The 17725-nt window shown below is 60.9% G+C and carries 15 protein-coding genes; 8 read left to right on the plus strand and 7 right to left on the minus strand.

The window, feature by feature from the left end; all coding sequences use genetic code 11:
- The first annotated feature begins 59 nt into the window (after positions 1–59).
- From ACYQ1A_RS07610 to ACYQ1A_RS07620, 3 genes are all read left to right on the plus strand, one after another.
- Positions 60–1304 carry an ABC transporter substrate-binding protein gene (locus ACYQ1A_RS07610; RefSeq protein WP_499361457.1) on the plus strand — a complete coding sequence of 415 codons (1245 nt, stop codon included), beginning with the start codon at positions 60–62 and terminating at the stop codon, positions 1302–1304.
- An 85-nt stretch (positions 1305–1389) separates the two neighbouring features.
- Complete coding sequence (locus ACYQ1A_RS07615; protein ID WP_499361459.1) at positions 1390–2328, plus strand: carbohydrate ABC transporter permease; 939 nt, start codon at positions 1390–1392, stop codon at positions 2326–2328.
- 14 nt (positions 2329–2342) lie between these two features.
- Positions 2343–3194 (plus strand): carbohydrate ABC transporter permease, encoded by an 852-nt coding sequence (locus ACYQ1A_RS07620; protein ID WP_499361460.1) that lies wholly within the window; start codon positions 2343–2345, stop codon positions 3192–3194.
- Positions 3195–3232: 38 nt separating this feature from the next.
- Here the strand turns inward: ACYQ1A_RS07620 and ACYQ1A_RS07625 are convergent, their stop codons facing one another.
- Positions 3233–4153 carry a LysR family transcriptional regulator gene (locus ACYQ1A_RS07625; protein WP_062224569.1) on the minus strand — a complete coding sequence of 307 codons (921 nt, stop codon included), beginning with the start codon at positions 4151–4153 and terminating at the stop codon, positions 3233–3235.
- A 116-nt stretch (positions 4154–4269) separates the two neighbouring features.
- On the opposite strand from ACYQ1A_RS07625, the gene ACYQ1A_RS07630 reads away from it, so the two are divergent.
- Together ACYQ1A_RS07630 and ACYQ1A_RS07635 are read left to right on the plus strand one after the other, a co-directional pair.
- The gene (locus tag ACYQ1A_RS07630) at positions 4270–5022 is read left to right on the plus strand and encodes an SDR family NAD(P)-dependent oxidoreductase (RefSeq protein WP_499361462.1); all 753 of its coding nucleotides are present in this window, start codon (positions 4270–4272) and stop codon (positions 5020–5022) included.
- A 178-nt stretch (positions 5023–5200) separates the two neighbouring features.
- Positions 5201–7411, plus strand: coding sequence for a TonB-dependent receptor (locus ACYQ1A_RS07635; protein ID WP_499361464.1), 2211 nt, complete (start codon positions 5201–5203; stop codon positions 7409–7411).
- Between the two features lie 72 nt (positions 7412–7483).
- Here ACYQ1A_RS07635 and ACYQ1A_RS07640 read toward each other — a convergent pair whose 3' ends face one another.
- Together ACYQ1A_RS07640 and ACYQ1A_RS07645 are read right to left on the minus strand one after the other, a co-directional pair.
- Positions 7484–8275: an EAL domain-containing protein gene (locus ACYQ1A_RS07640; RefSeq protein WP_499361466.1), complete on the minus strand. Its 792-nt coding sequence runs from the start codon at positions 8273–8275 to the stop codon at positions 7484–7486.
- Between the two features lie 100 nt (positions 8276–8375).
- Entirely contained in the window at positions 8376–8768 is a 393-nt protein-coding gene (locus tag ACYQ1A_RS07645; protein WP_499361467.1) for a nuclear transport factor 2 family protein, read from the minus strand.
- Positions 8769–8973: 205 nt separating this feature from the next.
- Between ACYQ1A_RS07645 and ACYQ1A_RS07650 the strand changes: the two genes are divergently transcribed.
- Together ACYQ1A_RS07650 and ACYQ1A_RS07655 are read left to right on the plus strand one after the other, a co-directional pair.
- Positions 8974–9897, plus strand: coding sequence for a LysR family transcriptional regulator (locus tag ACYQ1A_RS07650; protein WP_499361469.1), 924 nt, complete (start codon positions 8974–8976; stop codon positions 9895–9897).
- 416 nt (positions 9898–10313) lie between these two features.
- Positions 10314–11069: an SDR family NAD(P)-dependent oxidoreductase gene (locus ACYQ1A_RS07655; RefSeq protein WP_499361470.1), complete on the plus strand. Its 756-nt coding sequence runs from the start codon at positions 10314–10316 to the stop codon at positions 11067–11069.
- 71 nt (positions 11070–11140) lie between these two features.
- Here ACYQ1A_RS07655 and ACYQ1A_RS07660 read toward each other — a convergent pair whose 3' ends face one another.
- From ACYQ1A_RS07660 to ACYQ1A_RS07670, 3 genes are all read right to left on the minus strand, one after another.
- Positions 11141–14083, minus strand: coding sequence for a sensor histidine kinase (locus ACYQ1A_RS07660; protein ID WP_499361472.1), 2943 nt, complete (start codon positions 14081–14083; stop codon positions 11141–11143).
- 291 nt (positions 14084–14374) lie between these two features.
- Positions 14375–15385: an alpha/beta fold hydrolase gene (locus ACYQ1A_RS07665; RefSeq protein ID WP_499361475.1), complete on the minus strand. Its 1011-nt coding sequence runs from the start codon at positions 15383–15385 to the stop codon at positions 14375–14377.
- Positions 15382–15663, minus strand: a complete 282-nt coding sequence (locus ACYQ1A_RS07670; protein ID WP_499361477.1) for a muconolactone Delta-isomerase — start codon at positions 15661–15663, stop codon at positions 15382–15384. The genes ACYQ1A_RS07665 and ACYQ1A_RS07670 overlap by 4 nt, the downstream gene beginning before the upstream one ends.
- A 163-nt stretch (positions 15664–15826) precedes the next feature.
- Here ACYQ1A_RS07670 and ACYQ1A_RS07675 point away from each other — a divergent pair, with 163 nt between their 5' ends.
- Complete coding sequence (locus tag ACYQ1A_RS07675; protein WP_062223798.1) at positions 15827–16684, plus strand: LysR family transcriptional regulator; 858 nt, start codon at positions 15827–15829, stop codon at positions 16682–16684.
- Between the two features lie 86 nt (positions 16685–16770).
- On the opposite strand, the gene ACYQ1A_RS07680 is transcribed toward ACYQ1A_RS07675, so the two are convergent.
- A complete protein-coding gene (locus ACYQ1A_RS07680; protein WP_499361479.1) occupies positions 16771–17529 on the minus strand; it encodes a carbonic anhydrase family protein in 759 nt (252 codons plus the stop codon).
- Positions 17530–17725: the final 196 nt, after the last annotated feature.

Genomic DNA, 17725 nt, shown 5'->3' on the forward strand with positions numbered 1-17725 from the left:
AATGTCATTGGTAGCAACGCAGAAACATCCTCGATTCCAGCGCAAGCAAGGAGATAAAAATGAGCATGAAGGTACGCACTCGCATCCTGGGTTTGGCACTGGCCGGTCTCGGCCTGTGTAGTGGCCTGGCCCAGGCGGGCACATTGGCCGTTAACGTGGCATTCAAAGGCGCCAGCCAACGCGCGGTCTGGCAATCCGTTTTTGATGACTTTAAAAAAGCGCATCCCGATATCGACGTCAAAGCGACATTTGTGGATGAAGAAGCCTACAAAGTGCAATTGCCGGGCTGGCTGACCACCATCGCGCCCGATATCGTCAACTGGCACAACGGCGAACGCATGGCCTATTACGCGCGCCGTGGTTTGCTGGAAGATTTGTCCGGCGATTGGGCAAAGAATGGCTGGAATGAAACCTATGCCTCCACCAAAGAAGCCTCGTCGTGGAATGGCAAACAATATGCCGCGCCCACCGTGTATTACTCATGGGGCGTGTTCTATCGCAAAGATGTATTCCAGAAAGCCGGGATCAGCGCTGAGCCCAAAACCTGGGATCAGTTTATGGATGCCTGCAAAAAGCTGAAGGCGGCCGGGATCAGCCCGATTGCCTTGGGCGGACGCGATTCATGGACGTTGGCGGGCTGGTTTGATTATCTGGATTTGCGCCTGAACGGCAACGCGTTCCATCAAAAACTGATGGCGGGCGAAGTGGCCTATACCGATCCGCGCGTTAAAAAGGTTTATACAACGTGGAAAGAGCTGATCGATAACAAATACTTTATCGAAAGCCCGCTGTCGTATGACCTCGACGCCGCTCAGCCTTTCCTGTTCCAGGGCAAGGCGGCCATGATGTTGATGGGTACCTTTATCTCGGCCGGTTTCCCCGCCACGGTTAAACCGAATATGGGTTATTTCCAGTTCCCGATCATTGATAGCAAAGTGCCGACGGCGGAAGACGGCCCGGTTGAATCGCTACATATTCCGGCCAAAGCCAAAAACAAGGCGGATGCCCATACCTTCCTCGCCTTTGCCGAAACCCCGGAGATCAGCGCACGGTTGGCTAAAGGTCTGGGCTCCTTGCCGGCCAATGCTAAAGCGCCGGAACCGGAAGATCCCATTTCTAAAATCGGCTTCCAGATTCTGTCGCAAACGCGTGGCGGCATTGCGCAGTTCTACGATCGCGATATGACCAAAGAAATGGCCGATGAAGGCATGAAAGGCATGCAGCAATTCTTGTCGGACCCCAGCCAGATTGACGCCGTATTGGCGCAGCTGGAACAAACCCGCAAGCGCATCTACAAGAAGTAAGGCTGTGCAAGCCTGATGCGCGGCATCTACGCCAGGCGCATCAGGCTTGCTACCGGCTGCCGCCGGTTTGATCTGGAGAAAGACCGTGATTGATTCCGCCTCAGGTATCGCCCCGGCCGCCGCCGTCCCACCGCAGACCCGCCCGGCACGGGCCGCGCGCAAAGGCTTGTCGCCCAGCGCGCGCCGCCAGCGTCGCGCCGCCTGGTTGTTTCTGGCGCCAGCCTGCCTGATGGTGGCGGTGTATGTGCTGTACCCGATTCTGACCAGTATTTCGCTCAGTTTTTATAACTGGGATGGCATGACCGAAAAATCATTTGTCGGCCTGGCCAATTACGTTGAGCTGATCCACGCGCCCACGTTTTATACCGCGCTTAAAAACAATCTGATCTGGCTGTTATTGTTTTTGCTGTCGCCGCCCGCTGGCCTGGCCATTGCGCTGTATTTAAACCAGGAAGTCGGCGGCATTCGTTTGGTCAAATCGCTGTTCTTTGCACCTTTTGTTTTGTCGGGCGTGGTGGTGGGGCTGATCTTCAGCTGGTTTTACGACCCCACCTTTGGTTTATTGGCCATGTTGCTGGGCCACGGCATTCCGGTGCTGGGCGATCCGCATTACGTCACCTTTGGCATCGTCTTTGCCGCCCTTTGGCCGCAAACCGCTTATTGCATGATTTTGTATTTAACCGGCCTGACCAGCATCAACGCCGAACAGATTGAAGCCGCGCGCATGGAAGGCGCCAAAGGCTGGAATTTATTGTGGTACGTGGTGCTGCCGCAATTACGCCCCACTACGTTTATGGCCATCGTCGTCACCATCATTGGCGCATTGCGCAGCTTTGATCTGATCTCGGTCATGAGCGGTGGCGGCCCGTTTGAAAGCTCGACCGTGCTGGCGTATTACATGTACGACCAGGCCATCAAGTATTACCGCCTTGGCTACTCTGCGGCCATTGCTGTAGTGCTGTTTGCCATCATGCTGGTGTATATCGCCTGGCATTTGCGCCGCATGCTGCGCAATGAACATTGATCCGGAGGCCCACCATGTTCCCCATGCCTATTGAACACTGGAAGCCGCTTAACCGGCGCATTTATAAACTGTCCTTGCCGTTTGCTTTGCTGATCTGGTTATTGCCGATGATTGCGGTGATGGTCACATCCATTCGCTCCACCGAAGAACTCACCGAAGGCAATTATTGGGGCTGGCCCAAACACTTTGCCTTATGGGCCAATTATCACGAGGCACTGACCACCTCGCCCATGCTGCATTACTTTTTTAATAGCGTAATGATCACCGTACCCGCCGTCGCCGGTGCCATTACCCTGGCGGCAATGGCCGGGTTTTCGCTGGCGGTTTATAACTTTCGCGGCAATACCGCTTTGTTTGCCACCTTTGTGGCGGGCAATTTTGTGCCGATCCAGATTCTGATGATTCCGGTGCGCGACTTGTCCTTGCGCATGGGATTGTTCAATACCTTGCCGGCGCTCATTTTGTTTCATATCGCGTTTCAGACCGGCTTTTGCACTCTGTTTTTGCGCAATTTCATCAAGCAATTGCCGTACGAATTAGTCGAAGCCGCGCGCATTGAAGGCGCGGGCGAATGGACCGTGTTTTTCCGCATCGTATTGCCGCTGATCCGCCCCGCGCTGGCCGCGCTGTCTATCCTGGTGTTCACCTTTGTCTGGAACGATTACTTCTGGGCGCTGTGTCTGACCCAGGGCGACGAAGCCGCCCCACTCACCGTCGGGGTCGCCGCGCTGAAAGGGCAGTGGACCACGGCATGGAACCTGGTCAGCGCGGGTTCCATCCTGGCGGCGCTGCCTTCGGTGCTGATGTTCTTTGCCATGCAACGGCACTTTGTGGCGGGGCTGACCTTTGGTGCTACCAAAGGCTGAAGGCAAACCGGGCATGCCATGCAACAGGCGCGGCGCGCTTAATCCTGCAACAAGCGCGCCGCCAGAAAATCCCCCAGGATGCGCACCCGGGCGCTATGCCGACGTTCGCGCGGGCTGACCAGGTGGATGGGCGATGGCGGCGCTTGCCAGTCCGGCAACAGTTGCACCACTTCGCCACGCCCCAATTCGGCATCGATCAGCCAATCCGGTGAGTACGCAATGCCCATGCCGGCAAGGATGGCGTAGCGCATCACCTCGCTGCTATTGGTTTGCAGATCGCCCTGCACGGTGACCGCTTGCAAGGTACCGGGTGGCTGGTTCGCGCCTGGACCCGCGCTGAAACGCCAGACATTGCGCGTGGCCAGCGCGGTGTAGATCAGGCAATTGTGTTGTGCCAGGTCGGCCGGTTGCTGCGGCAAGGGACGCTCGGGCGGCAATTGGCGCAGATAATCGCGCTGCGCAACCAGCAAGCGGCGTGAGGTGCCGATACGGCGCGCCACCAGACCGCTATCAGCCAGTTCGCCGATGCGCAGCGCGACATCGATGCCTTGCTCGATCAGATCAATAAACCCGTCCTGCAACTGGATATCCACGCTGACGCCGGGATGCGCCGCCATAAACGCCTGCAGCAGCGGCATCAGCTTCAGGCGGCCAAACCCCACTGGCGCGGCAATGCGAATCAGCCCGCGTACTTGCTCGGCCCCTTGCCGCAGCAATTCTTCAGCAGCGTCCATTTCGGGCACCAGCCGCCGTACTTCTTCAAAGTAGCGCTGCCCTTCTTCGGTCAATGACAGTGAGCGGGTGGTGCGGCTGAGCAAACGCGCACCCAATGCATGTTCCAACGCGGCCACCTGTTTGCTGACCGAACTCTGAGTGACGCCCGACTGCGCCGCCACGGCCGAAAAGCTGCCGGCCTCGACCACACGCACAAAAGTCCTGATTGCGGCCAGCTTGTCCATAAGCGCTCATTTATTCCGAAAAGGAATGATTTATACAACTTCGGGCAGGCTAGTTCAACGTCATGGAATCAATCAAAGTGAGCCCGTCGCAAACCAACGCTCACGGAGCAAACATCATGGCAAATCAACAAACCGTTGTTATCACTGGCGCCCTTACCGGCATCGGCCGCGCCACCGCCCTGGCCTTTGGCAAACTGGGCGCCAATCTCGTCGTCAGCGGCCGTCGCCCAGAAGCCGGCCAGGCACTGGCGGCGGAGCTGCGCGCCCTCGGCGCACAAGCCGAATTTGTACAGGCCGACGTCACGCAAGAAGCTGAAGTACGGGCGCTGATGGCCGCCGCCGTAGCGCGCTTTGGTCGTATCGATGTGGCAGTAAACAATGCGGGTGTCGAAGGCCAGGGCGGCCCGCTGACCGAACAAACCGAGCAAAACTATCGCAGCACCTTTGAAACCAATGTGCTGGGCACCTTGCTGTCGCTCAAACACGAAATGCGCGTGATGCAACAGCAAGGCGCGGGCGCCATCGTCAACCTGTCTTCGGTGGCGGGCCAGGTGGGTATGGCCGGGGCGTCGGTGTATGTGGCCAGCAAACATGCGGTGGAAGGCCTGACCCGTAGTGCGGCGCTGGAAGGTGCAGCGCTGGGCGTGCGCGTTAACGCGGTGGCACCGGGCCCGGTACAGACCGATATGCTCGATCGCTTTGTCGGGCGTGATCAGGCCATGAAGAACGGCTTTCTCGCCACCATCCCGGCGCGGCGCGCGGCCGAGCCGGAAGAAATTGCCGAAACCATAGTCTGGCTGGCCTCGGATAAGGCGCGTTATCTGACCGGCCAATCGGTGGCCGTGGACGGCGCTTATACCGCGCAATAAGCCCCATCGCGGCCCGTAACCTGCCATGCCCACAGCAGGACGGGCCGCCCGCCTGGGTCAACGGTGCTGGCTTGTCTGCGCCATGTATCCAACTATCGGAATGAGAATGCTTCCATTTCGCGAACGGAAACGTTTACAATTTCGTACCAATCAAAACGAAATAATCAGGGTTGAAATCATGGGGCAAGTCCGGGCGCAAGCGCGTCATCGCAATTCCGTTTTTCAGATGAATATGGTGGCATCGGCCCTGCGCGGCCTGGTGCTGATGACGCCGGTACTGGCCGCATCGCAGGCTTTTGCCGCTGATACCACCGCCGCCAGCGATGCCGCCTCGGCACCTGCCAGCGCCAACGTCGGCAGCAACGAAAACGCCGTATTGCCCAGTGTGACCGTCACCGCCAAAGCCAGCCCGACTGCGCCTTATGCCGGCGGCCTGGTCGCCCGCGGCGGTAGCCTTGGCGTGTTGGGCACAGCCAGCGTAATGGACACCCCGTTCAGCACCACCAACTACACCGCACAAGGCATCGAAGCCGTGCAGGCGCGCGCCATCGGTGACGTAATTGCCAACGACGCCTCGGTACGCAACACCAACGGCGACGGCGGCTTTGGCGATAGCTATCAGATTCGCGGTTTCACCATGTCGACCAATGATGTGTCGTTCAATGGCCTGTACGGCATGGTGCCGCTGACGCGCATGCCGATTTCGATGGTCGAGCGCATTGAAGTGCTTAAAGGCCCCGGTACCTTGATGTATGGCATGGGCCCGTCCGGTGGTGTGGGTGGCGCGGTTAACCTGGTGCCCAAGCGCGCCTATGAAGAAGCGGTGACCAGCCTGACCGCCACTTATTTGTCGGATTCGCAATTTGGCCTGAAGGGCGATATGGGCCGTCGTTTTGGCGAAAACCAGGAATGGGGCGTGCGCGTCAACGGCTTGTATTCGAAGGGCGACGGCAATCTGGACGGCAACAACTCGGAACAGAACATGCTGTCCGCTGCGCTGGATTACAGCGGCGAGCGCCTGCGCTGGAGCCTGGATGCTTATACCCAGCATGAAGACACCGTCAATTTCCGCCCGCAGTTCAGCATCAGCAGCACGGTGATGCCGGATGCACCGTCGGGCAAGACCAATCTGTACCCGGGCACCACGCTGCAAGCCGATGACAAAGCCGTGGTCTCGCGGCTGGAATACGACATCAGCAACAACCTGACCGCCTATGGCGCCATCGGCCATCACGTGGCCGAATCCAAACAAAGCTTTCCCAGCACCACCGTGCTGGATGCACAGGGCGATACCAGCGATTTGTGGAATGGCTGGTACGACCAGAACGTGACCTCGACCTCGGCCGACGTGGGCGTGCGCGCACGCTTTGATACCTGGGGCGTTAAACACACGCTGATGCTGGAAGCCAACCGCATCAATCAAGAAACCGACTACTTCTATTATTCGGAAGACACCGGCGTTACTTCCAATCTGTACAACCCGGTGGCACTGCCCGCGATCAGCGCACACCGTGGCGACATGACGCCGCAAAACCAGACGCGCCTGACCAGCTATGCACTGACCGATTCGGCCTCGTTCTACGATGACAAGCTGCGCTTGATCGGCGGGATACGCCGCCAGCAGGTGTATACCCGCACCTTTGGCGATTACGGCCAGACTTCGGATGAGATCGGTTATTCGCCGGTGGCAGCCATCGTGATCAAGCCGATGCAACATATGTCGGTGTACGCCAACTACACGGCCGCACTGAGCGCCGGCGGCTTTACCAGCGCGGATGACGTCAACCCCAACCATCCGTTCCCGCCGTACAAGTCCAAGCAGTACGAGACAGGCGTCAAATACGACTTTGGCCGCATCACCACCACCGCTGCGGTGTTCCAGATCGAGCAAGCCAATTCGTCGACCAACCTGGTGAACGGCGTCAACCAGACCACGCAAGACGGCCGCAATCGCGTGCGCGGGCTGGAACTGACCGCCTACGGCGAACTGGTGCGCGGTCTGCGCTTTAACGCCAGCGGCAGCTTCTTTAACGCCAAGCAGTACAACACCGACGGTGGCGTTAACGATGGCAAGGACGTCGGCGCCATCCCCGATAACAACTTCAACCTGGGCCTGGACTGGGACACGCCGCTGAAGGGTCTGGCGCTGAATACGCGGGTGACCCGTACCGGCTCGATGTGGTACAGCAACGCCGACACCCTGCGCGTACCGGGCTGGACCCGTGCTGATATCGGCGCGCGCTACGTCACCACCGTGGGCAACCAGGTCGTGACCTATCGTGCCAATGTGGAAAACCTGTTCGACAAAGCCTATTGGGTGATGCAGAACGGCTACGTCGGCACGGCATCGGGCCGCACTTTTGTGCTGTCGGCACAGGTTGATCTGTAATTGCCGGGGCTCTATTGAGCATCCAGCAGCAAGGGCCCCGCGGGGCCCTTTTTTGCGTCCGCGCTGCGGCCATCAGGCCCGGCAAAACGATGCATCAAACTTGCCGCTATCTTCAAACAGCGGTTTGCTGAACAAATAACCCTGCATCAGCGCAATGCCGGTATCGGCCAGAAAAGCGGCTTCGTCCCGCGTCTCTACGCCTTCCGCAATGACGCGGATATCCAGTTCTTCGCAAATGCGGGTAATGCCGCGCACGATGGCCTGGCGGGCTTTGCTTTGGTCAACGTGCCGGATCAGATCCATATCCAGCTTGAGAATATCGGGGTGAAAATCCGCCAGCAGATTAAGCCCGGCAAAGCCGGCGCCAAAGTCGTCGATGGCGGTCAGAAAGCCGATTTTTTTGTATTCGCGCAGGATTTCGCATAGCCATTTGCCGTCATTGACGCGCTCGCCTTCGGTGGTTTCAAAGATGATGTGATCAATTGGAAATCCATAATCTCTGGCCGCGGCCAGCGTGCTCTGGATACAGACCTCGGGCCGGTAGATGGCATTGGGCATGAAGTTGATCGACAGCATGGTATCGAGCTGCAATTGCGTCGCCATCTGGATGGCTTTGACGCGACAGGCCTGATCAAACTGGTAACGATTGGCCTCGGTAATGCGCGACAACACGGTCGGCGCGGGCTCGCCCTGTACGCCGCGCACCAGCGCTTCGTGGGCATAAATGCTGCAGCTGCGCACATCGACGATGGGCTGATAGGCGTAGCTGAAGGCAAAATCCAGCGGCTGCGCGCTTTTGCATCCGGCGCAAGTCGGGCCGTCGGGATAGATTGCGAGCATGCCGCCTGAATGATGCTGGGCCATATGGGCCTCCGATGAGTGCTGCGAACGAAGCGGGGTTGCTGCATATAGCTTAGCAAGCGTCGCAGCAGCCTCTCAACGATCAGACCCGCCGGTCGCGTACTCAGGCTGCAATAGCCGGGCTGGTGGGATCAGGCGCGCCATCAAAGAACAGATACAGCGCGGTAATCTTGCCGTCTTTGGCCACGATAAAATCGGTACCGGCATAGGCAGGCGCTTCGCCGGGATTGCCCGCCACCCATTGCACGCGCCCGGCGTGCTGGTGCAGCACTTCGGCTGGCGCGAGCGGGCTGTATTTAAAGGTGGGATGCATGGCGCGGATTTCGCCAGCAATGCGGACGATTTCGGCACGGCCTTGATAAACGCCATGCGGTTCCACAAAAACAGCGTCCTCAGCCAGGATGTCGTCGGCCACGGCCTGGCGACGGGCAGCGTCGCCTTCGCCGAAGATGCCTTGCAGATTGCGTTCGAGTAGCGTTGCGATGTCATAGCTCATGCTGTTGGTCCCGTCAGATGGCCCTGCGCGAGGGCGAAGTGTTTTGCGCGGCGTGGCGGCTGACCGCAGCGTCATGCCACCCCATCAAACTAGCGTTGCATTCGCCTGGGCGTAAGGGCCGTTTGATAGAATCACTTTCCATACCTATGTATGACGCCGCCGTCGTACTTGCGCCCAGATCGGGGCTACTTTTCGGGATTGCTGCTTGGACTATTTTCTTGCCCTGCGTGCCTTTGTCCGCATCGCTGAAGCCGGCTCGCTGGCCAAAGCGGCTGATTCGATGAACCTGCCGCGCTCGTCGGTGAGCAAGTTGTTGCAGGATCTGGAAAGCCATCTTGGCACCCGCCTGGTCGAGCGCACCACGCGCGCACTCACCATCACCGACCACGGTGCGGCCTATCACGAACGCGCCGTGCGGGTGCTGGCTGAAGTTGAAGATATGGAAAACGCCGTGGTGCAAGAACGTGGTTCGCCGCGCGGCCGTCTGCGGGTGGATGCCGGTTCCAGCCTGGCCAATCGTGTGCTGGTGCCGGCGCTGGCGGATTTTCATGCGCGCTATCCCGATATCGAATTGCAACTGGGGATCAGCGACCGCTACGTTGACCTGATCGGCGAAGGGGTCGATTGCGTGATACGCACCGGCGTGCTGGCCGACAGCGCGCTGGTGGCGCGCAAATTATGCGAACTGGACTGGGTGACCTGCGCCACGCCGGATTATCTGGCCCGGCACGCGGCGCCCGCAGTGCCCGCTGATCTGCACGCCGACGTAGCCTCCCCGCATAGCGTGGTGGGTTATTTCTCTGCCGCCAGCGGTCGCATCGTGCCGCTGCGCTATCAGCACGCTGGGCAAGACCTTGAAATCAGCCCGCGTCCGGCTGTATCGGTCAACGAAAGCACGGCGCATCTGGGGGCTTTGTTATCGGGCGTGGGCATCGGGCAGACCTACGGTTTTATGGCGCGGCCGCACTTTGCTACGGGCCAGCTGCTTGAGGTATTGGCCGATTGCAAACCACCCAACCACGTGCTGCATCTGGTGTATCCGGCCAATCGCTTTGCCAGCCAGAAGCTGCGCGCGTTCTCCGAATGGGCCGTCGCCCTGTTCGCGCAATACGACCAACGCCAGCGCTGATCCCCGGCGCGCTGCGGCCGGATGCCCTGTCCAGCCTGCGCGCCGCCTGGCCCGAGGCTAGATAAATCCGCACCGCCCGGCCTGGCCAGGGCCAGGTAGCACGGCCGATTTTGCCGGGCGGGCCACCACCTATTCTGAGCTGCAATTCGCGCCGTCCGCCCCAGCAGGACTCTCGGCGCGAACGCCCGCGCCGCAGATACAACGCAACCCGTTGATGCTGACCTGGCATCGTCCATCTACATGGATGGTGTTTCCACGGCCACGGGCTTCTCGGCACCCGTCAATGCTCCTAAATTTGGCTCATCGGTTCACGCCGTTGCAGCCGCAACACCGCGTTCAGTGCCGGGCAGTGTTATCCATCACCCCTCGCCTTCAGCGCCTAGCCGCAGAAGCGAAAACAGAAGAGAGAAACCATCATGTCCAAAAGACTCGCTAACAAAATCGCCCTCGTCACCGGTGGTACCAGCGGTATCGGCCTGGCGACAGCGCAACGCTTTGCCGCTGAAGGCGCCCATGTTTACATCACCGGCCGCCGCAAAGATGTGCTCGATGCCGCTGTGGCCCAGATCGAAGGCGAAGTGACCGGCATCCAGGCCGATTCCAGCAAGCCGGAAGATCTGGACCGTCTCTACGCCCGGATCAAGGCCGACCATGGCCGTCTGGATGTGCTGTTTGCCAACGCCGGTGGCGGCGATATGTTGCCGCTGGGCCAGATTACCGAAGCCCACTTTGACGATATCTTTGGTCGCAACGTCAAAGCCGTCGTGTTTACCGTGCAGAAAGCGCTGCCGCTGCTAGGCCAGGGCTCTTCGGTCATCCTGACCGGCTCGGTGACCGGCATCGAAGGCAATGCCAATTTCAGCATCTACTCGGCCTCGAAAGCCGCCGTGCGCAACCTGGCACGGTCGTGGATTCTGGATCTGAAAGGCACCGGCATTCGCGTCAATGTGGTGTCGCCCGGCCCGATCCACACCGCCGGCCTGGTCGAACTGGCAGGCGACGACAAAGCGCAACAACAAGGCCTGCTGGATTATCTGGCCTCCACCGTGCCGCTGGGCCGCGTGGGCGAACCGGAAGAAATCGCCAAGGCCGTGCTGTTCCTGGCGACGGATGAATCAAGCTTTGTAAACGGCGCTGAGTTGTTTGCCGATGGCGGTAAAGCGCAAGTCTAAGCAGCGTGAACACGCTGTGATCTATAAAAGGGGTGCGGCGCTGGCTGCACCCCTTTTTGTATGCGCGTGCCTCAGGCCGCCGGGCGGGCATAAGCCCGTCTGGCCGCAAGGCGCAGGGTGATGCGGGTGCCGTTCGCGTTTGTTTCCAGCAGCAGCCGCGCTCCGATGCGGTCAGCGCGTTCACGCATGCCCAGCAAGCCCCAATGGCCAGCACGGCGGCCCGCTTTCGCCACCGCGGGCGGCAGGCCGCTGCCGTTATCGCTGACTTCAAGCAACAGCGCGCGCGCAGCGTAATCGATCTGCACGCTGATACGGGTGGCTTCGGCATGCCGCGCGGCATTGTGCAGCGCCTCGCCGACGATGGCGCTCAACTCCTCGACCAGGCCAGGCTTGAGCGGACGCGACGGCGAGACCCGCTGCAGTTCAAATTGCGGCTGCGGAAACAAAGCCTCGGTGCGCTCGAGCAGGCTTTGCAGCGCGGGCGTCAGCTCGGGTTCGGCGCTGTTGCGCAGTTCGTGCACTTCGTCGCGGCCTTCGATGATGGCCGCATTGGCTTGTTCGGCAATCCGCTCCAGCTGTTGCCGCAGCGCCTGGTCCGGCGGCAAGGCGCTGGCCAGGCTTTCGATACGCCAGATCAGCGCCTGCACCGTTTGCAATACCGTGTCGTGCAAGGTGCGTGCAATACGTTCACGCTCGGTGGTTTTGACCACCACGCGCTCCATCACCCGCGCGGTCAGCGCATTGACCCGATAGCGATACAGCCAGACCGCCAGCGCCAGCACAAGCAGCGCGCATGCCAGTTTGAACGGCAGGCTCTGTATCAGTGTTGGCGCAACATTGAACTGCAGTAGCGCCTCATCCGTGCCCGCCGCGCCGCCCTCCAGCGCGGCACGCACATGAAACGCATAGTCGCCCGGCCCGATATTGGTATAGGTGGTCATGCGGCGGCTGCCCGCGTCCTGCCAATGGGTATCGACGCCATCAAGACGATATTGAAACCGCACGCGTTCCGGATGGCGCAACTCGGCGCTGCTGAAATTGATCTGCATTTGCCGCGTGCCGGCAGGCAGGTGCAATGCCGAGGTCGCAGGCAGCGTTCCGGCGTCGGTCACCACGCTTTCGATCTGTGGCGGCGGCAAAGCAGGCTCGGGCGGCAAGGCGGCCGTATCCAGCGTGACCACGCCGCCGGTGCCGATAAACCACAGATGGCGGCCATCGGCCGTCGCGGCGGTCAGCACCCGCGAATCCAGAACCGCGCGGCCCGGATAACCATCGCCCGCGTCCAGCAACTGATAACGCAATGGCGCAGCCGGATCCGCCATTGCGTGGGCCCAGTCAGCGGCACGGATATGCACAACGCCCACCGCCCCATTCAGCCAGCGGTCGCCATTGGCGCTCACCACCAGTCCGGACACATTGCGCAGCACGCCCGGATCGCCTGGATTGAGCAGGCGGAACTGATCATGCTCCAGCACCGCCATGCCGTGCTCGCCGCTAACTACCAGCGGCCCCTGCGCAGCGGGGAAGATCCCCGAAATCAGCCCGATCACTTTGCTGTCGTAGCTGCGCGCTTTACCGTTGTCATCCAGGACCAGATCGCCCTGCAAGGTGGCGGTCCACAACTGGCCCACGCCACCAGCCGCGCTCAGATAAATATGCGGCGGCAGCGGAAACGCGCTCTTGGGCAGCCAGCGTTGGCCATCCCAAGCCATCAGTCTGGCTTCTTCCGTCACCAGCCAGAGGATCTTGCCGTCATCGATCAGCGTAATTACGTGCGGACTGTCGGGCTGCAGCAAGGCTTGCGGCGGATAGGCAATTTTTTCCACGCCTTGCGCCGAGTGTCGCTGCAAGCCCTGCGCGCTGGCCAACCAGACACTGCCGTTGCGGCCGCTGGCCAGCATGCGGGCGTTCAGATCAGGCTGCAACACCGGCGCCTGCCCGGCCCGCGCCAGCCAGACCTGCCCGCTGCCATCGTCAGCCAGCCAGGTCTGGCCCGCGCCGTCACTGGCGACGCGATACACCCCACCGCTATGGTTGAGCGCCGTGGCTTGCAGCCGCCGCGGCCGCAAGCGATGCAGGCCTTCGCGGCCGTTCAGCCAGAGATTGCCTTCGCGATCTTCCAGCGCCAGGTCGAACTGATCCAGCGGCGGCGATATCGGCACGCGCTGGCTGTAGCGCACAGGCGCGCCGGGCTGCGGCGGCAGCAGGCACAGCGTATCGCCGCAGCGCAACGACCACGCAATGCCGCTGGCATCGATCAGCCCGCCCACCCGGGATTCATTGAAATTGCTATCCGCTGGCCGGCGCGCTCCCGGCAAGGCATCGGCCAGCAGGCGTAGCCCGCCGTCGTGTCGATCTATCAACCAGACCTGTCCATCGGGCGTAATGCTCAAGCCGCCGCCGGTGACAGAGGCCGACACAAAACGATTGTGGCTGCGATCCAGTTGCCACGCGCCGTGGTCGCCCGAAGCCCACAGCCGGTCTTGCTGATCCAGCAACAGTCCACGACGGTTGCCGGGCGGCATGCCCGGAATGAGCGGTACTTCGGTCCAGCGACCGTGCGCAAAATGATGGACGCCATCGCTCAGGGTCCACAGGCTGCCGTCGTGGTCGATAACCAGGCTGGTGACCGCCTGCGGCGGCGCGCCGGGCAAGCGCGTCAGGTTATCAATGCGGCCGTCCGGGTGCAGCACCGACACGCCGCGCCCGAAAAACAGGATATAAAGATCGCCATTCGGCGCGGCATGCAAAGACAGGGGCCGGTTCTGATCCGGCGAATAGCTACTGCCCACATCGATGCGCGCAAAGTTAACGCCATCAAAGCGGAACAAGCCATCCACCGTGGCCAGCCACAAGTAGCCATTTGGCGTTTGCGCCATCCCCACCACATAAGAAATTCCCTGGTTTTCATAGGGCCAGACAGTGTGCTGCCAGGCGTTGAAATCAACGGTGGCCGCACGGGTGGGGAGCAGCGGCAGCAAGCACAACAAACAGGTGAGAAAGGCGCGGCGCATCGGTGGGTCGGAATTCCGGGCACGTACAAGGATCAGGTGGAAGGACGGCGCCAGCGGCCGTCGGCCACGCATCATACGTCAGGAAAACCGGGCCCGGATGGCTGCTTGCGGCGTGGACGCGGCGCATCGCACCGGCCAGGTCGTCGCTCCGCATTCAAAGCCAGCCCAGGCAGCGGCGCAGATGCTGGCTGAAGCGCTCACGGGCGAACGCAGATTGCGGCAACGATCCACGCAGCAAGGGCCGAATGCGTGTGATACGGCATTCGGCCCCTTATCAGATTTAACCTTGGGTTATGCGCGCACGACTTTCTCGCGCAGCCACTGTGTGACCAGCGCAAACGACTCATCCGAATTGCGCTCATAAATCAGCCCGTGGCCGTTACCGCGAATACCGTGCGCCGGTAAATCAACATGATCCACCGCTGCCCCGGCGTTACCCAGAAAGCCCAGAATATCCGCCGCATAGGTGGCAAACACCGAGGTTTCGCCGGTAACCAGCGCCACCGGCAGCCCGGCCAATGCGGGTATGCGCAAGCTGGCCGGATCAGCCGCCTGCACGGCGGCCGCTGATGCCAATGCAGGTGCAAAGGTCATCGGCGCGGCCGTCAGCCCCCAATCCAGCGTGCCTATACCTGGCGTATGCCCGAACACCGGCCCCATGGGCTCGACGGCAACAATGGCCGCCACCCGTTGCGGCCGCCGATCTGCCAGCAGCCAACCATCCGGCCCCGACGCCGAGTGCGTCACGATGATGGCCTTGCCGATCCGGTCGAGCAGCCGGGCGAGGCGGTCCGCATCCATGGTTTGCGATGCCGCCAGATCGGCGGGCATCGGGCCATAGCCGGCGATGAAGGCGTCAAATGCAGCCGCATCTGTGGCGGCAAAGGGCCACTGGGTTTCCGCGCCGCCCTCGGGAAAATACACCTGCTGTGCGCGCTCATAGGAGAAGGCCGGCCCCATCGGCCCCAACAGATCGGGGTGATAGGGCGAGCGGCCATGCCCAGGGCGGTCGACGCAGAACACGGCATAACCGGCCTCAACAAAGCGCTGCGCCCAGCCGGGGCGGCCATCGGGCGTATCCAGCCATTCCGTGCCCTGGAAGGTGCCGCCGTGCACCAGCACCACCGGATACGGCTGGGTGACCTGCTCCGGCGCCTCCCACGCCACATACATCGGGCCGTGCTGGAAGGTCTTGCCGTCACGGACCAGGCGGTCGCCCGGCACCCAGAAATCACCGCGGCGCGAGGTGCGTGGCGCTTGGCTGAGCCATGGCTGGGCGGCTTCGATCAAAAGGTTGCTCATGCTGCGTGCTCCAGTGTGGTCTGCAAGGGATGGTCGGCCAACGGATGTATCTCGATCTGCATCCATGCAAACAGCGGCAACTGGCTCAGCGCGGCATGCAGCGCGGTGGCATCGCTGGCGTGCCAGACGCTCCAGTTGCCCTGCTTGCCGGGAATGCGCCAGATCTGCTGCAACTGCCCGGATTGCATCAAGCGCCGTGCCTGGGCGAATTCGGCCCGCATCAGATCGGCCCGTTCTGGCGCGCTCAAGTCGGGCGTCAAGCTAACAATTATGTTCAACAAGAATTTCATGTGGTGATATCCCGGAAATGAAAGAAAGCTGCCGCAAGGCCTTTATGCATCAAGGCTTGTGGCAAAATGCAGGCGCAATTCTGCGGATGTCGGACACCTTGCAACACTGACATCCCTGCAGCTTTCACTTTCATTTTTGTACGGGTAGCGCATGGACTGGAACGACCTGAAAATCTTTCTGGCAATCAGCCGCAATGGCTCGCTGGGCGCGGCGGCCCGGCAACTGGAGGTCAGTCATCCCACCGTAGGCCGTCGATTGCAGGTGCTGGAACAGCAGTGCGGACAGCCGCTGTTTCGCCGCACCAGCGCGGGCCTGGTGCTGACCGATATGGGCGACAGGATTCTGCAACTGGCCGAAGAGATCGAAGCCAATGCCTTGGCGATCGAACGGCGTATGAGCGGCGGCGCAACGCAATGCGAAGGCCTGTTGCGCATCTCATCGGCGGACTGGTTTGCCAGCTATGTGCTGCCGCCGGTGATCACTACCCTCGCCCAGCGCCATCCGCTGATCGTGCCGGAAATCATCACCGGCCCACGCCAGTTTGACCTGACGCGACGCGAAGCCGACGTCGCTTTCCGGATCGTGCCGTTCAAGGACGCCGACATTGTGCAACGGCGTTTGATGAGCATGCCCTACGCTGTCTATACCAGCGCCGCCCAGCCTTGGGCGCCGAGCGATGCGGCCGCCAGACTGATCGTGATGAATACCGAGCAATCGCATTACCCGGACGTGCAATGGCTGCATCAACGCCTGCCACGCGCCAGCACGGTGTTTACCAGCAGCAGCCGTACCGTGCAGGCGCAAATGTGTGCTGCCGGGCTTGGCATTGCGGTGCTGCCGCGCTTGCTGGGCGATCAGTTACCGGCGCTGCAACAGCTTGATCTGGGCGAGCCCCCGCCTGGTCGCGAGATCTGGATGGGCTATCACCAGGATATGCGCCGGGTAGATCGCTTGCGCGCCTTGGCGGATATTGCCGAGGAGGTGCTGCAGCGCACGCATCCGGGATGACTGACGACCGATATTTTTGTCGCGCTATATACGCGGCCCCAGCGCCCATGGCGTCACCGTTGCAGCGACGCGGCGTGGCGCGTTAACTAGCCGGCCATGGCCTGAATCGACGTCCGGTCAGCCAACCAGGTGTCATCAAAGAAGGTGACTTCGCCCGTGGCCAGGTCATGTTTAGCCCCGATGATGCCAATCTTGCCCGCGGCGACCATGTGCTCAAGGATGTAACTGCGATTGATGATGGAACGCACCGCATGACGCACATTGAGGTCGGCGACATTTTCAACGAATGCGGCGTTCCTTGAATTGCGCTGGGACGGGTCCAGCGTCTGCCCTTCCTGGTACACAGCCGGCTGAATCTTGGACAGCAGCTCAGTCAGATTACCCATCTCGACATGGTCGCACGCGCCTTTGACCGCGCCACAGGACGAATGCCCGAGCACCACAATCAGCCGCGACCCGGCCACGCTGCAGGCAAATTCCAGGCTACCCAGAATGTCGGTGTTGATCACATTGCCCGCGATACGCACCGAAAAGATATCGCCTAGTCCCTGGTCAAAAATGAGCTCGGCAGAGGTCCGGCTATCAATGCAGCTGACGATGGTGGCAAAGGGCCATTGCCCGTCACGGGTTTCATTGGCTTGCTGCAGCAGGTCGCGACTTGCACGCAGATTGCTGACGAAACGCGTGTTGCCCTCCTTCAAGAATTGCAGGGCGAGCGCAGGCGTGACGGTGGCTTGTGTTTCGGATGTATGGGTTTTCATGCCAAGGCGGATAAGTGTGGACTGGGTCGAAATATTACTGACCGAGCGAGAATAAGCAATATCCGGATTTGCAGCGCCGCCCATTGCCTGGCACAAGCGGACGGCGTTAGAGCGCCCGGCGATGGGCTTGGGGATGCTCCCGCTTCAGTCGGGCGACTGGTTTCGACCAGGCGCTTGGCGCAGCCGCGGTCTGCCAGGCATGGCTCACCCAACCAGCGATAGAAGGACGCTTGAGCAGGCTTATCGTTGACGGTTTAGCCACGCTCAGCCAGCGCCCTTC

This window comes from Silvimonas sp. JCM 19000 (genome assembly GCF_054652575.1).

What these genes read in the sequence shown, in the direction of transcription:
- ACYQ1A_RS07610 (WP_499361457.1), top strand. Translation starts at nt 60, where the DNA reads ATGAGCATGAAGGTACGCACTCGCATCCTGGGTTTGGCACTGGCCGGT.
- ACYQ1A_RS07620 (WP_499361460.1), top strand. Translation starts at nt 2,343, where the DNA reads ATGTTCCCCATGCCTATTGAACACTGGAAGCCGCTTAACCGGCGCATT.
- ACYQ1A_RS07625 (WP_062224569.1), bottom strand. Translation starts at nt 4,153, where the DNA reads ATGGACAAGCTGGCCGCAATCAGGACTTTTGTGCGTGTGGTCGAGGCC.
- ACYQ1A_RS07630 (WP_499361462.1), top strand. Translation starts at nt 4,270, where the DNA reads ATGGCAAATCAACAAACCGTTGTTATCACTGGCGCCCTTACCGGCATC.
- ACYQ1A_RS07635 (WP_499361464.1), top strand. Translation starts at nt 5,201, where the DNA reads ATGGGGCAAGTCCGGGCGCAAGCGCGTCATCGCAATTCCGTTTTTCAG.
- ACYQ1A_RS07640 (WP_499361466.1), bottom strand. Translation starts at nt 8,275, where the DNA reads ATGGCCCAGCATCATTCAGGCGGCATGCTCGCAATCTATCCCGACGGC.
- ACYQ1A_RS07645 (WP_499361467.1), bottom strand. Translation starts at nt 8,768, where the DNA reads ATGAGCTATGACATCGCAACGCTACTCGAACGCAATCTGCAAGGCATC.
- ACYQ1A_RS07655 (WP_499361470.1), top strand. Translation starts at nt 10,314, where the DNA reads ATGTCCAAAAGACTCGCTAACAAAATCGCCCTCGTCACCGGTGGTACC.
- ACYQ1A_RS07660 (WP_499361472.1), bottom strand. Translation starts at nt 14,083, where the DNA reads ATGCGCCGCGCCTTTCTCACCTGTTTGTTGTGCTTGCTGCCGCTGCTC.
- ACYQ1A_RS07665 (WP_499361475.1), bottom strand. Translation starts at nt 15,385, where the DNA reads ATGAGCAACCTTTTGATCGAAGCCGCCCAGCCATGGCTCAGCCAAGCG.
- ACYQ1A_RS07675 (WP_062223798.1), top strand. Translation starts at nt 15,827, where the DNA reads ATGGACTGGAACGACCTGAAAATCTTTCTGGCAATCAGCCGCAATGGC.
- ACYQ1A_RS07680 (WP_499361479.1), bottom strand. Translation starts at nt 17,529, where the DNA reads ATGGGCGGCGCTGCAAATCCGGATATTGCTTATTCTCGCTCGGTCAGT.